General features: G+C 62.3%; 14 protein-coding genes. 10 read left to right on the top strand and 4 right to left on the bottom strand.

What is annotated here, in order from left to right:
* Positions 1 to 41: 41 nt before the first annotated feature.
* Positions 42 to 1,304 (top strand): lysophospholipid transporter LplT, encoded by a 1,263-nt coding sequence (lplT, locus tag KO539_RS01740; protein ID WP_219307043.1) that lies wholly within the window; start codon positions 42 to 44, stop codon positions 1,302 to 1,304.
* 53 nt (positions 1,305 to 1,357) lie between these two features.
* On the opposite strand, the gene KO539_RS01745 is transcribed toward lplT, so the two are convergent.
* From KO539_RS01745 to tsaB, 4 genes are read right to left on the bottom strand one after another with little or no spacing between them, the layout of a single operon-like run.
* Entirely contained in the window at positions 1,358 to 2,296 is a 939-nt protein-coding gene (locus tag KO539_RS01745; protein ID WP_374106309.1) for a DUF1853 family protein, read from the bottom strand.
* Positions 2,289 to 3,155, bottom strand: coding sequence for a uracil-DNA glycosylase (locus KO539_RS01750; protein ID WP_219307045.1), 867 nt, complete (start codon positions 3,153 to 3,155; stop codon positions 2,289 to 2,291). Before KO539_RS01750 ends, KO539_RS01745 begins: the two co-directional genes overlap by 8 nt.
* Complete coding sequence (rimI, locus tag KO539_RS01755; protein ID WP_219307046.1) at positions 3,152 to 3,649, bottom strand: ribosomal protein S18-alanine N-acetyltransferase; 498 nt, start codon at positions 3,647 to 3,649, stop codon at positions 3,152 to 3,154. The genes KO539_RS01750 and rimI overlap by 4 nt, the downstream gene beginning before the upstream one ends.
* Positions 3,646 to 4,371, bottom strand: a complete 726-nt coding sequence (gene tsaB / locus KO539_RS01760; protein WP_219307047.1) for a tRNA (adenosine(37)-N6)-threonylcarbamoyltransferase complex dimerization subunit type 1 TsaB — start codon at positions 4,369 to 4,371, stop codon at positions 3,646 to 3,648. The genes rimI and tsaB overlap by 4 nt, the downstream gene beginning before the upstream one ends.
* A 186-nt stretch (positions 4,372 to 4,557) precedes the next feature.
* Here tsaB and dapC point away from each other — a divergent pair, with 186 nt between their 5' ends.
* From dapC to KO539_RS01805, 9 genes are all read left to right on the top strand, one after another.
* On the top strand, positions 4,558 to 5,787 hold the full coding sequence (gene dapC / locus KO539_RS01765) for a succinyldiaminopimelate transaminase (RefSeq protein ID WP_219307048.1): 1,230 nt from the start codon (positions 4,558 to 4,560) through the stop codon (positions 5,785 to 5,787).
* Positions 5,788 to 5,805: 18 nt separating this feature from the next.
* Entirely contained in the window at positions 5,806 to 6,633 is an 828-nt protein-coding gene (dapD, locus tag KO539_RS01770) for a 2,3,4,5-tetrahydropyridine-2,6-dicarboxylate N-succinyltransferase (protein WP_035820379.1), read from the top strand.
* Positions 6,634 to 6,754: 121 nt separating this feature from the next.
* On the top strand, positions 6,755 to 8,302 hold the full coding sequence (locus tag KO539_RS01775) for an FAD-dependent monooxygenase (protein WP_219307049.1): 1,548 nt from the start codon (positions 6,755 to 6,757) through the stop codon (positions 8,300 to 8,302).
* Positions 8,303 to 8,420: 118 nt separating this feature from the next.
* Positions 8,421 to 9,137 carry a hypothetical protein gene (locus KO539_RS01780; RefSeq protein ID WP_219307050.1) on the top strand — a complete coding sequence of 239 codons (717 nt, stop codon included), beginning with the start codon at positions 8,421 to 8,423 and terminating at the stop codon, positions 9,135 to 9,137.
* A gap of 64 nt (positions 9,138 to 9,201) precedes the next feature.
* Positions 9,202 to 9,756, top strand: coding sequence for an RES family NAD+ phosphorylase (locus tag KO539_RS01785; protein ID WP_219307051.1), 555 nt, complete (start codon positions 9,202 to 9,204; stop codon positions 9,754 to 9,756).
* A gap of 138 nt (positions 9,757 to 9,894) precedes the next feature.
* Complete coding sequence (locus KO539_RS01790) at positions 9,895 to 10,251, top strand: ArsC family reductase (protein WP_035820383.1); 357 nt, start codon at positions 9,895 to 9,897, stop codon at positions 10,249 to 10,251.
* A 40-nt stretch (positions 10,252 to 10,291) separates the two neighbouring features.
* Entirely contained in the window at positions 10,292 to 11,428 is a 1,137-nt protein-coding gene (dapE, locus tag KO539_RS01795) for a succinyl-diaminopimelate desuccinylase (RefSeq protein WP_219307052.1), read from the top strand.
* 56 nt (positions 11,429 to 11,484) lie between these two features.
* Positions 11,485 to 12,375: a 50S ribosomal protein L3 N(5)-glutamine methyltransferase gene (gene prmB, locus KO539_RS01800; protein WP_219307053.1), complete on the top strand. Its 891-nt coding sequence runs from the start codon at positions 11,485 to 11,487 to the stop codon at positions 12,373 to 12,375.
* 134 nt (positions 12,376 to 12,509) lie between these two features.
* The gene (locus KO539_RS01805) at positions 12,510 to 14,501 is read left to right on the top strand and encodes an ATP-binding cassette domain-containing protein (protein ID WP_035820391.1); all 1,992 of its coding nucleotides are present in this window, start codon (positions 12,510 to 12,512) and stop codon (positions 14,499 to 14,501) included.
* Positions 14,502 to 14,505: the final 4 nt, after the last annotated feature.

The raw sequence follows: 14,505 nt of genomic DNA on the forward strand, positions 1-14,505 counted from the left end.
GTGGTATAAAGCAAGCCAGATATGATTTCAGGCATTCCAGAATGAATCGTGGTTTTTATACCATCATGGCGGCGCAGTTCTTTTCCTCGCTGGCAGATAACGCCCTCTTTTTTGTCGCCGTCGATTTATTGGTGTCCATGAAATCACCGGCGTGGATCACGCCGCTGCTCAAACTGTCATTCGTGCTGTTTTACGTGCTGTTGGCCGCTTTTGTCGGCGCCTTCGCAGATGCATTGCCAAAAGGCAAGGTCATGTTCATCGCCAACATGGTCAAGATTTTCGGCTGCGCCCTCGTCTTCTTCCACGTACATCCACTGCTGGCCTACGCCGTCGTCGGTTTTGGCGCGGCCGTCTACTCGCCCGCCAAGTACGGCATCCTGACGGAACTGCTGCCGCCGGAAAAACTGGTGGCGGCGAATGGCTGGATCGAAGGCTTGACCGTCACCTCCATCATCCTCGGCACCGTCATGGGCGGCGCACTCGTCAGCGGCCACGTGTCCGACATGCTGCTGTCCATCGACATCCCCCTGATCAATACGGGCATTACCAGCAAGACGGAAGCGGCCCTGTGCGTGGTGGTCGGCATCTATGTGCTGGCGACCCTGGCCAACCTGAAGATTCCCGATACGGGCTGCGTGTATGCGCACCAGGAACGCAATCCTATCAAACTGATTACCGATTTTGCCAATTGCTATTCCATCCTGTGGAAAGACAAACTGGGCCAGATCACCCTGGCCGTGACGACCCTGTTCTGGGGCGCTGGCGCCACCTTGCAACTGATCGTGCTGGAATGGGCCAAGCAATCCTTGAACATGCCCTTCGACAAGGCGACCAGCCTGGTGGGCGTAGTCGCCATCGGCGTGGCCGCCGGCGCCGTGCTGTCGGCGCGCTTCATTCCGCTGCGCAAATCGCTGACCGTCATTCCGCTGGGCATCGCCATGGGCGTCATCGTCATGATGATGACGCAAGTGCATTCCGTGTGGATCGCCTACCCGCTGCTGATACTGATCGGCGCCCTGTCCGGCTTCTTCGTCGTGCCCATGAATGCGCTGCTGCAACACCGCGGCCACGTGCTGATGAGCGCAGGTCATTCCATCGCCGTGCAGAACTTCAACGAAAACCTGTCGATTCTCACCATGCTGGCCGTGTATTCCATCATGATCCGTCTGCACCTGCCGCTGAACATCATCATCACCCTGTTCGGCCTGTTCGTCGCCGGCACCATGTACATGATCATGCGCAGGCACAAGCTGAACCAGCTGGAGCACGACAATCTGTCTTTGATTGGCGAGCAGAAACATTAATTAGGGTGGTGTCGGATTACGCGGCGTGCCGCCGCTAATCCGACCTACATGACCTAAGCTGGTAGCGTGCCGATAATCCGCCGCGCTGCAGCCTGCTCCGTCCAGTCATGCGGCACGACAAAACCGCGCGTGCGCTCCACTTCCCAGCCTTCGATAGTATCCACTGTGGCCACCATCACCGGTTGCGCCAGATCAAACAAGCGCGCCCGCAAGGCATCCACGTCCAGCACTTCCTCGTCGCGCCCCTTGTATGGCGCCAGCCATTGCAGGCGCGGCAGCACGACGTAGCGCTGCTGCGGCAGTTGCGCCGGCGTGCACCAGAAGCCGTGTCCATGTTCCGGGGAAATGCCGTCCATGGCGGGCGTGGCGCCCGGTGCATAAAACAGCCAGCCTTTGACCAGCGCCTGCGCCGCGCGCACGGGCTGCGACAGCAAGCTTTGCGCAGCAGGATGGCGGGACAAGGCCAATTGCTTGTCGAGAATTTTGCGCATCTTCAAGCCCAGGGTATCGGCCAGGTTCGGGCCGATCAAGTGGTTGAAGACACCCGGATCGGGCGCGCCTTCGAGCAGGTAGAACTTGGTGGCGAATTCCCAGTGCAGCAAGCCATCTCCATCATGCAGCAGAAAATCGAACTCGCCCACCGTGTCGTTACGGTTCACTTGCACTTGCAAGCCATGCGCAGCCAGCACGCCGCGCTGCTCAAAATAAAAGGCCAGCAGCTTTTCAGCGTACAGGCCCAGGCGGGAATAGAATTTCGGCCCCAGCGCCGCATCGAGCGGCGACGGGTCATCCTGCAGCGCCGCCAGCCACGCCGCCAAGGCAGGCGTGACGGGCGCAAGGCTGGCGATGCGTCCGCCCCAGTGGCGGCTGGACGGATCGAGCAAATCGGGCGAGTCGAGCAGCCAGGCCAGCGCGCGCACGCGAGGATGCGTCAGATGCCCCCAGCGCTGCTCGAAACGGGCCTGGAAAGTGCCGACGGCAGTCTCACCCACCGTGCGTGCTTTTCGCCAGGCACAGGTCGGCCCAGGCGCGCGCCTTGGCCTTGCCCGTCTCGTCCTGCAGCAGCATTTCCGGGTGGAAGGTGGCCACGACGGAGGCATTGCCCAGCTGGCGCACCGTGCCGCGCACGGGTTTTTCGCCGGGATTGATGCCGGCGGCGGCCATGGAACCCAGGGTGACGATGGTGCGCGGCTGCAGCAGGGCCAGTTCGCGGTCAAAATAGGGACGGCAAGCGGCGGACTCCGATTCAGTGGGCAGGCGCTCCTGCCCCGCCTCGTCGAGCGGACGGCATTTCAGCAAATGCGTGATGTACACGCCGCTGCCCGCGTCGACTTCGATGGCTTTCAACATATTGTCGAGCAACTTGCCCTGCTCGCCCGGCAAGGCGCGCCCTTCGCGTTCTTCCAGGCGCGACGGGCTGCTGGCCAGCATCAGCCAGGCGCCCTGACGGTCGCCACGCCCCATGACAACGCCCTTGCGCGTCTTGCACAGATCGCAGCGCGCGCATTTAGCGACGGCCGCCGTCAAGCCATCCCAGTCGAGGACGGCGATATCGGCATCGCTCAGCTGTTTGACGGGCGGCGGTGGCGGCGCATCGTCGAACCAGGCCGTGTCGTCCGGCTCGGCGGCGGGAACTGGCAGCACGGCAACAGCGACGGGCGCTTCGGCCGGCACCTCGGCGACCGCCTCAGCAACCACCTCGATCACGGCTTCTAAGGCTTCTGCCACAGGCGCCGCCACAACGGTTTCCATTTCCACGGGTGCCTCGACGGCCTCGGCTGCGGCACCCTGGCGCAAGCGCCACAGGGGACCGACGCCCATTTCATCGAGGAAAACGGCGCTGCGGCTCATAAGGTATAACGCATCACGATGGCGTCCTCACGTTGCGAGTTACTGGCCGGATAGTATCCCTTGCGCCGGCCGATCTGTTCAAATCCATAACGCTGGTAGATGTCGAGCGCGCGCACGTTCGACGGGCGCACTTCCAGCAGCATCGATTCCATGCCCAGCTGGCGCGCGCAGGCGCAGGACTGGTTCAGCAGGAAGCGGCCCAGTCCCTGACCCTGGATGGCGCCCTCGACGGCCACGTTGAGCAAATGCGCCTCGTCGACGACCAGCATCAGCAAAAAGTAGCCAAGCAAGGTGCCATCCACGTCGCGCAAGACCCAAGCCGGGTAGCCGCTCTTGAGGGAGTCGACGAAGTTGCCATGCGTCCAGGGATGCGGATACACGCGCTGTTCCAGCGCCAGCACCTCCAACAGGTCCGCTTCAACCATCGGCTGATAGTCGAGGCGCAGCAAGTCCCAGCCTGCCGCGCTGTCCTTGTCCTTGCCCGCCTCCATCATTGTGCCGACTCCGCAGCGGCCTTGGCGGCCTGCATGTCGAGGCGTTCCGCACTCGTGTAGGCGATCTTGTTGCGCAAGTACAAAGGCTGCGCCTCGGCCGCCGTCACGAACTGACCGGCCGCAAAGGCGATGCGCGCCAGCTGCGCCACTTGCACGGCGTGCGGCATGATGGCGGCGTCAGCCTTGGCGGCGCACGGCAGCGCGGCCAGGGCGTCGGCATAGGCGCTAAAACCGTTGCCGCAACCGGTGACCTCGCCTTGCGGCGCCACACCGGCCGGCGCGCTCAGGGCCGGTGACGCAACAATCTGCAAGCCATCCTGGTAATCGTATTGCGCCCAATACACTTCGCTCATGCGGGCATCGAGCACGGTCACGATGCGCTGCGCGCCATGCTGCTGGTGGCAAGCGAGGGCCATGGCGTCGAGCGTGACGACGGGCACGACGGGCAGATTGGCGCCGTAGGCCAGGCCTTGCGCGATGCCGCAAGCCGTGCGCACGCCCGTAAACGAGCCGGGACCGGAGCCGTAGGCGATGGCGTCGACGTCGGCCAGGGTCACGCCCGCTTCAGCCAGCAATTCCTGCACCATGGGCAAGATGGACTGAGAATGGGTGCGCACACCCGACGAGGCGCGCGACAGGACGACATCGCCGCGCAACAAGGCGCAGGAGGCGAGTTCGGACGAGGTTTCAATAGCAAGCAGGGTGGGAAGTAAGGTAGACATAGCGTATTTTACCTTGCCAGGCCCGGAAGCGGCATGCCGTGCAGGTCAACAACAGCCTACTTGCACAGCCCGTGCGCGAGGACGGCTATAATAAAAGGCCAAGCTGATTGCTTGACCGGCGTCATTGCGCCATGCCCGGCAATCCATACGCGACACTATCACCCCACTCTTGCCCTGGTCCGCTCCGTGAATCCACTTCTTGCTAAACTGCAACCATACCCGTTTGAAAAACTGCGCCAGCTGTTTGCCGGCGTGACGGTCAATCCCGAATATGCGCCCATCAGCCTGGGCATGGGCGAACCCAAGCACCCGACGCCGGCCTTCATCGAGCAGGCGCTGACCGACAATATCCACGGCCTGGCCAGCTATCCGACCACCATCGGTTCGGAAGCCTTGCGTACCGCCATCGCCGGCTGGCTCGAACGCCGCTACGGCATCCCCAAGCTCAATCCTGCCACGCAAATCCTGCCCGTGAACGGTTCGCGCGAAGCGCTGTTTGCGCTGGCGCAAACGGTGATCGATCCATCGGCCGATTCGCTCGTGATCAGCCCGAATCCGTTTTACCAGATCTATGAAGGCGCGGCCTACCTGGCCGGCGCCGAACCATATTTCGTCAATTCCGACCCGGCGCGCAATTTCGGCTGCGACTACGACAGCGTACCGGCCAGCGTGTGGGAAAAGGTCAAGCTGCTGTTCCTGTGTTCGCCCGGCAACCCAACTGGCGCCGTGCTGACCCTGACGGACTGGGAACACCTGTTCGCCCTGTCCGAGCGCTACGATTTCGTCATCGCCGCCGACGAATGCTATTCCGAGATTTACCACGGCGACACGCCACCGCTGGGCGCGCTGCAGGCGGCGCACATGCTGGGCCTGTCCACCATCGAGCGCCCGTATGCGCGCCTGGTCGTGTTTTCCAGCCTGTCGAAGCGTTCGAACGTGCCGGGCATGCGCTCGGGCTTTGTGGCCGGCGATGCCGAAGTACTGAAAAAATTCCTGCTCTACCGAACCTACCACGGCGGCGCCATGAGCCCTGCCGTGCAGGCGGCCTCCGTCGCGGCCTGGAACGACGAAACCCATGTCGAGGAAAATCGCGCCAAGTACCGCGCCAAGTTCGACGCCATCACGCCGCTGCTGCAATCGGTGATGGACGTGCAATTGCCGGACGCCGGCTTCTACCTGTGGGCCGACGTCAGCCGCACGGGACTGTCCGACACCGAATTCGCGCAACGCCTGTACGCCGAATATAATGTGACGGTATTGCCTGGCAGCTACCTGGCGCGCGACGCACACGGCATCAATCCGGGCCGCAACCGCATCCGCATGGCCTTGGTGGCTGAAACGGCCGAAGGGCTGGAAGCAGCGTTGCGCATAGTAAAATTCTGCCAGCAGCTTTCCGCATCCGCATCAACCAACTAAATTAAACAAGACATCATCATGAGCCAACAACTGCAAACCATCATCGACCAGGCCTGGGAAAACCGCGCCGAGATCAATCCGGGCAACGGCACGGCCGAACTGCGCGACGCCGTTTCCCATGTCATCAATGGCCTGGACAACGGTAGCATCCGCGTGGCGGAAAAAACCACGGGCGACTGGGTGGTCAACCAGTGGGTCAAGAAAGCCGTGCTGCTGTCGTTCCGCCTGGAAGACAACGTCGTCCTGCCGTCCGACGGCACGATGCAGTTCTACGACAAGGTGCCGACCAAGTTCGCCAATTACACCAAGGAAGACTTCGTCAAAGGCGGTTTCCGCGTGGTGCCGCCAGCCGTCGCCCGCCGCGGCAGCTTCATCGCCAAGAACGTCGTGCTGATGCCGTCCTACGTCAACATCGGCGCCTACGTCGATGAAGGCGCCATGGTCGACACCTGGGCCACCGTCGGCTCCTGCGCGCAGATCGGCAAGAACGTCCACCTGTCCGGCGGCGTCGGCATCGGCGGCGTGCTGGAGCCTATGCAAGCGAACCCGACCATCATTGAAGACAATTGCTTCATCGGCGCCCGTTCGGAAATCGTCGAAGGCGTCATCGTCGAGGAAAACTCGGTCATCTCGATGGGCGTGTACATCGGCCAGTCGACCAAGATCTACGACCGCGCCACGGGCGAAGTCACCTACGGCCGCGTGCCAGCCGGTTCCGTCGTGGTGTCCGGCAACCTGCCTTCGGAAGACGGCAAGTACTCGCTGTACTGCGCCGTGATCGTCAAGCGCGTGGATGCAAAAACCCGCGCGAAAACGGGCATCAACGAATTGCTGCGCGGCATTTAATTAGTCGCAGCAAGGCGCACGCAGCATCCTGAATGTCCCGCTTCGGCGGGACATTTTCATTTCTGAATGGCAACTTCAATCGTCGCGCAGCCATCCCCCATCCTGCCCTATACTGGATGGCATGAATACTCCTCCCGTATTGATCGTCGGCGCCGGTCCTACCGGCCTCATGCTTGCCTTGCGCCTGGCGCGTCATGGCGTCGATTGCCGCATCATCGACCAAAATAGCGGCCCGGGCCAGGCGTCGCGGGCCATGGCCGTGCATGCGCGCACCCTGGAGTTTTACCAGCAGCTGGGCTTTGCCGACGAGCTCGTCAGCCTGGGCATCAAGATCAATGCCATGCACATCCACGAAGGCGGCGAGGAGCTGGTGAAACTGGCGCTGGGCGAGATCGGCGAAGGGCTGAGCCCCTACCCTTTTGTGCTGAGCCTGCCGCAAGACGAGCATGAACGCTTCCTCATCAGCAAGCTGGCGGCGGCCGGTGTGCACGTGGAATGGAACGTCGCGCTGGACCTGTGGACGCAGGACGATAGCGAAGTGCAAGCCATTCTGCTGAAAGACGGCGAACGTCAATATTGCACGTTTAACTACATTTGCGGCTGCGACGGCGCCCGCAGCAAGGTACGCGAAATCGCCGGCTTTGAATTTTCCGGCGGCACCTACGACCACCTGTATTACGTGGCCGATGCGCAAGTGGCCGGCAAGAACACGGATTTGCACGCCCACCTGGGCGCGAACTCGTTTGCGCTGATGCTGCCCGTGCGCACGAGCGGCATGCAGCGCCTGATCGGCATCCTGCCCGACCGCCCCGATGGCGCGCCGGCGCCCGTCTTCAACGACGTGCGGGAATCGGTGCAAACCTTGCTTGGTATCGAGGTCGAGCACGTGAACTGGTTTTCCACGTATAAAGTGCATCACCGGGTGGCGGCGCAGTTCCGCGAGCGGCGCTGCTTCATCCTCGGCGATGCGGCCCACCTGCACAGCCCCGTGGGCGGCCAGGGCATGAACACGGGCCTGGGCGACGCCGTCAACCTGGCGTGGAAACTGGCGCAAAAGCTGCGCGGACAAAGCAACGACGCCCTGCTCGACACCTATGAAAGCGAGCGCATCGTGTTTGCCCGCAAGCTCGTCGCCACCACCGACCGCGCCTTCCAGGCCATCGTCGCGCAAGGCATCGCCGGGCAATTCCTGCGCCGCTGGCTGGTGCCGCACGCGCTGCCCTTCCTCTCGGGCTTCGCGCGCGCGCGCCGTTTACTGTTCCAGACCGTGTCGCAAATCCAGATCCATTATGAAGACAGCGCCCTCTCCGCCGGCCACGCGGAATACCTGCGCGGCGGCGACCGCCTGCCCTGGTTCTCGGACGGCACGCAAGACAACTTTCTCGCCCTGCGCAGCATGGATTGGCAATTGCACATCTATGGCGAAGCGGCGCCCGAACTGCTGGACGAGGCGCGCGTGCTGAAACTGCCCGTGCATTGCTACACCTATAACGTGGCCGCCAAGCTGGCCGGCCTGGGCCGCGACGCGGCCTACCTCGTGCGCCCCGACGGCCATATCGCGCTGGCCCTGCACCAGCAGGAAAGCGGCGCCCTGCGCGCCCTGGCCTTGCGACTTGGCCTGCATTTCGGCCCGGCCGACTCGGGCAAGGCGGCGCCACGGCCTGTGTAGGCCAGCCAAGGTTTGTGGCAAATCAAAGTGGGGAATTTAATTTCCTTGCTTTGTTTGCTTTGTTTGCTTTGTTTGACTTCGTGTCCTATGCTGAAACATGCGTTTCAAGGAGACAGCCATGTCGAACACATCGAACACACGCTCCCCTGTCAGCGATGGCGACACCAGCACGATTGATGAGGCCGCCACCGGCAGCGGGCATGCTTCAGCCGCGCCCTCGCTGGCCAGGCAGCTGGCGAATGCACTCGCTCCCAATGCCACGGGCTTGCGTTTTAACATTGCACAAGATACGTTCCAGGAAGCCTATGCATCGCTGCTGGACGCCGTGCCGCGCGACGACCGGCCCGCGCTGCTGGCGCAAATGCGGCGCGACCTCGATATCGTCGCCGAACGCGAGCTGAACCTGACCTCTGATATCGGCGCGCATGCAGGACACATCAATACCCGGCAATTCATGCGCGGCCTGGAAGAGCAGGAGCGGCAGCAGCGTCAAAAAGACCTGGCCTCGCACAGCTTGCTGTCTGGCCCCGAACTGCGCGCCCGGCTGAAAGTCACGCCGCAGGCGCTCAGTGCGGCACTCAAAGCCAGACGCCTGTTCGCCTTGCGCGGCGCTTCGGGCGAATATGTCTATCCGGCATTTTTCGCCGATCCCCGCCACGACCGCCACATCCTGGAAAAAATCAGCAAAATCCTCGGCGACTTGCCGGGCGCCGCCAAATGGGATTTTTTTATCGCTCCGCGCCTGTCGCTGGGCGGCAAGTCGCCGCTCGAAGCCCTGGCCAAAGGCAAACTCGATGCCGTGATGGCGGCCGCCCGCGCCTACGCTGACGAATAACCGCGCGACCGTGGCAACCTTGCGCCTGCCCCGTCTGCCGTAACTGCCCGCAGCGCTACAGACGGTGCGCTGCGATCCCGCAGCGCTGTACCGTGTCTCCGGCCACGCCACGGGCGAACCGTATTTCGGCAGGGCGAACACCTACCGCTTCGACGATCCCCACCCACAGGCGGCGGCCCGCTTCGGCACCTGCTACCTGGGCACGTCGCTGGCTGTGGCGCTTGCCGAAACCTTGCTGCATGACCGCAAACCCATCCATAACCGCTTCGTGATCGAGCTGGCCGTGATACAGGCACGCTTTGTGATTCGCTTCGCCGGCAAACCGCTTATCGTGGCTGATCTGACTGGTGCCGCCCTCAGGCAACTGGGTGGCCATGCGGGGCTCAGCGGCACGTCGTCGTATCAAACGACCAAGGCCTGGTCGGCCGCCATCCATGCGCATCCGGACGCGGTCGACGGCATGCTCTACATGTCACGCCACAAGAATGATGAAACGGCGCTGGTACTGTTCCACCGCGCCGCGCCCAAGCTCGCGATGAAGTCCGCCACGCCGCTTTCTGTCCATCCGGACTTCGGCCAGGTCGCCACACTGCTTGGCATCCGCAGCGCCTGGCACTGAATCTGCCAGGATCATGCAACCTTGTTGCACCGCCGCATCGACTACGCATCGACTGTATAATGTCGGCTAACATCGTATTTTTCCCTGGCGCAAGCGCCGCGATCAAGCGAACCGCATTCATCCCCCTTGGCCCTACCCATGACGACCATTACACTCTACGGTATCCCCAACTGCGATACCGTCAAAAAGGCCCGCACCTGGCTGGCCGCGCAGCAACTCGATTTCACTTTCCACGACTTCAAGAAGCAGGGCCTGGAACGCGCCACGGTCGAAGCCTGGCTGCAGCAATTGCCGTGGGATGTGCTGGTCAACAAGAAAGGCACGACCTGGCGCGCCCTGTCCGACGAGCGCAAGGCGTCCACCGTCGATGCGGCCAGCGCTTTGGAGCTGATGCTGGAAAACCCGTCCATTATCAAGCGCCCTGTGCTGGACAAGGATGGCCAGTTCAGCGTCGCGTTTTCCGATGCGCAGTACAAGACCATTTTCTCGCTGTAACCCCCTAGTTGACCACGATGTTGCCGGCACGACCTTACACATGACCACCTCCAAAACCCTCGCCCTGACCGAAAAACTGATCGCCCTGTCCTCGGTCACGCCCGACGACAAGGGCTGCCAGCAGCACCTGATCGATATCCTCACGCCGCTGGGCTTTGTCTGCGAGACGATACAGTCGAACGACGTCACCAATCTGTGGGCGCGCCGCGGCACCACGTCGCCCGTGTTCGTCTTTGCCGGGCATACGGACGTGGTGCCGACGGGCCCCGTCGAGCAATGGCGTTCGCTGCCCTTCATTCCCACGCACCGTGACGGCAAGCTATACGGCCGTGGCGCGGCCGACATGAAGACCTCGATCGCCGCCATGGTGATCGCCTGCGAGGAATTCATCGCCGCCACGCCAGACCACACGGGTTCGATCGCCTTTCTGATCACCAGCGACGAGGAAGGCCCGGCCACGGATGGCACCGTCATCGTGTGCGATAAATTGAAAGCGCGCGGCGAACAGATCGACTATTGCCTGGTGGGCGAGCCGACGTCGAGCGCGCAGCTGGGCGACATGATCAAAAACGGCCGCCGCGGTTCGCTGTCGGGCCGGCTGACGATCAAGGGCGTGCAGGGTCACATCGCCTACCCGCACCTGGCAAAGAATCCTATCCACGAAGCGGCGCAGGCGCTGGCCGACCTGGTCGAAGAGAAATGGGATGCGGGCAACGAGTATTACCTGCCGACCTCTTGGCAAATGTCGAACATCAACGCGGGCACGGGCGCGAATAACGTGATTCCCGGCGACATGGTGATCGACTTCAACTTCCGCTTTTCCACGGCCAGCACGGCGGAAAACCTGCAGGAGCGGGTGCACGCCATCCTCGACAAGCATGATTTGCAATATGATTTGCAGTGGACCCTGAGCGGCCTGCCCTTCCTCACGCCGCGCGGCACCTTGAGCGACGCGCTGTCGTCCGCCATCCTCGAAGAAACGGGCCTCACGACGGAGCTGTCGACCACGGGCGGCACCTCGGATGGCCGGTTTATCGCGCAAATCTGCCCCCAAGTGATAGAATTCGGGCCGCCCAATGCCAGTATTCACAAGATCGACGAGCACATCGAACTGCGCCACATCGATCCCCTGAAGAATATTTACCGGCGCACGCTGGAGCATTTGCTGCCCGTCTGAACCAGAATACCGAGGCCCGTCACGGCGGGCCAGAACACCGTCTTTTCGAGAATGCCATGACCCCGAACCCGTTTTCCACGCCACGCGACCTGCTGCGCTACGCCGTTACCCGTTTCAATACCGCCAAGCTGTTTTTCGGCCACGGCAGCGCCGAAGCGTTCGACGAAGCGGCCTATCTGATCCTGCACACCTTGAAGTTGCCGCTCGACAAGCTCGAACCTTTCCTCGACGCCAAACTGCTGCCATCGGAAGTGGCCAGCGTGATGAGCGTCATCGACCGCCGCAGCATCGACCGCGTGCCAGCCGCCTACATCACCAAGGAAGGCTGGCTGGGTACGTATAACTTCTACGTCGACGAGCGCGTGATCGTGCCCCGCTCCTTCATCGCCGAGCTGATCCCTGAATACTTTTCGCCATGGGTGGCCGAACCGGAAGCCGTGGAAAACATCTTGGAACTGTGCACCGGTTCGGGCTGCCTGTCGATCATGATGGCCGACGCCTTCCCGAACGCGGCAGTCGACGCCGTGGACATTTCCGCCGACGCGCTGGCCGTGGCCAAGCGCAACGTCGACACCTACAAATTGCAGGACCGCGTCACCCTGATCGAATCGGACCTGTACACGAACGTGCCGGCCAAGAAATATGATTTGATCATCAGCAACCCGCCGTACGTGAATTCCGCGTCGATGGGCGCCCTGCCCCAGGAATACCTGGCCGAACCGCAAATCGCCCTCGACGGCGGCAGCGACGGCATGGACCTGGTGCGCAAGATCATCGCCGGCGCGGCCGAACGCCTGACGGACGACGGCATCCTGATGATTGAAATCGGCAACGAACGCGAGTACGCGGAAGCGGCCTTTGGCGAGCTGGGCCTGACCTGGCTGACGACGAGCGCCGGCGACGACATGGTCTTCCTGCTGACGGCCGAGCAGTTGAAGCTGGTTTGATCGACTTGGTAGGTCGGATGAGCCCGAAGGGCGTAATCCGACGGGCAGCGCCTACTTGTCGGATTACGCTACGCTAATCCGACCTACCTGAATTTTACGGCGAGGGTTAAACCCCAGCCTTTACAAAGAAAAAAATGATACGTTTCCTACAAGTAAGCCTGATGCGCGGCATCAAACCGTTGCTCGAACAAGTCGATGTCACCCTCAATCCGGGCGACAAGATCGGCCTGATCGGCGCCAATGGCGCGGGCAAATCGAGCCTGTTCGCCATGATGCGTGGCGAATTGCACCCTGACCAGGGCGAGATCGATTTCCCGGCCAAGTGGCGCGTGGCTTACGTGGCGCAGGAAACGCCGCCGCTGGACCGTGCCGCGCTCGACTACGCGATCGATGGCGACATCACCTTGCGCAAACTCGAAGCGGAACTGGCGCGCCTGGAATCGGAGCCGGCCACGTCGGAAAACGGCATCGCCATCGGCGAAATCTACAGCGCCATGGCCGATGCGGACGCATATACCGTGCAGTCGCGCGGCGAGCAATTGCTGCTGGGCCTGGGCTTTACCCTGGACCAGATGCAGCAACCTGTCGCCAGTTTCTCCGGCGGCTGGCGCATGCGCTTGAATCTGGCGCAAGCGCTGATGTGCCCGTCCGACCTGCTGCTGCTCGATGAACCAACCAATCACCTGGATCTGGACGCCATCATCTGGCTGGAAGACTGGCTCAAGCGCTACGCCGGCACCTTGCTGATCATTTCCCATGACCGCGACTTCCTCGATGAAGTCGTCAACGTGGTCGTGCACATCGACGAGCGCAAGCTGAAACGCTATTCGGGCAACTATTCGAGCTTCGAGCGCCAACGCGCGGCGCAGATGATCCTGGCCGCCGGCGCGCTGGAAAAGCAGCAGCGCAAGCGTGCCCATCTGGAATCGTTCGTGAACCGCTTCAAGGCGCAAGCCTCGAAGGCCCGCCAGGCGCAAAGCCGCATGAAGGCGCTGGCGAAGATGGAAGAGCTGGCACCATTGCGCGCCGCTGCCGAATTCTCGTTCGAATTCCGCGAGCCCTTGAGCGCGCCGAACCCGCTGCTGGTGATGGAAGACGTCGATGCTGGCTACAAGATCGAAAACGAAGCGACGGGCGAAATCACGCATAAAACCATCGTCAACGGCATCAAGTTTTCGCTGCAGATCGGCCAGCGCATCGGCCTGCTGGGCCAGAACGGCGCCGGCAAATCGACCCTGATCAAGACCATCGCTGGCGAACTGATGCCGCTGACGGGCGACGCCACCATGGGCAAGGGCCTTAACATCGGCTACTTCGCCCAGCACCAGGTGGAAATGCTGCGCCACGACGAATCGCCGCTGTGGCATCTGGCGAAGATCGCCCCGACCGTGCGCGAGCAGGAACTGCGCAACTTCCTGGGCGGCTTCAACTTCCCCGGCAACATGGTGACCGCCTCGATCGCGCCGTTCTCGGGCGGCGAAAAAGCCCGCCTGGCGCTGGCCCTGATCGTCTGGCAGCGCCCGAACCTGCTGCTGCTCGATGAACCAACCAATCACCTGGATCTGGAAACGCGCGAAGCGCTGACGGAAGCGCTGGCCCAGTTCGAAGGCACGCTGGTCGTCGTGTCCCATGATCGCCACTTGCTGCGCGCCACCACGGACGAATTCATCATCGTTGCCGACGGCAAGCTGCAGCCGTTCGACGGCGACCTGGACGACTACAAGGACTGGCTGTTCAAGACCAAGCTGGGTAAAGGTACCGATGTGCTGCCAGCCGCAGGCAAGGCCAACAAGACCGATTTCCCCGTGGTCTCGCCCGTCGTTGCCGCAGCAGCCCCTGCCGCGCCCGTGCGCGACAAGCGCAAGGAAGCGGAAGAGCGCCAGAAAACGGCCGCCCTGCGCAAGCCGATCGAAAACAAGATCAAGCGCCAGGAAGAGCAGATCGCCAAGCGCAATGCGCAAAAGGCGGAAACCGACGCCAAACTGGGCGAGCCGACCATCTATGACGCCGCCAACAAGGCGAAATTGAAGCAATTGCTGGCCGACCAGACCTTCTTTACCAAGGACCTGGCGCAGCTGGAAGCGGAATGGCTGGACTTGCAGGATCAGTTAGAGAAACTCGGCTAACGCC

Source organism: Janthinobacterium sp. NKUCC06_STL (assembly GCF_019345455.1).
In the GTDB taxonomy this organism is placed as follows: Bacteria; Pseudomonadota; Gammaproteobacteria; order Burkholderiales; family Burkholderiaceae_D; genus Janthinobacterium; species Janthinobacterium rivuli.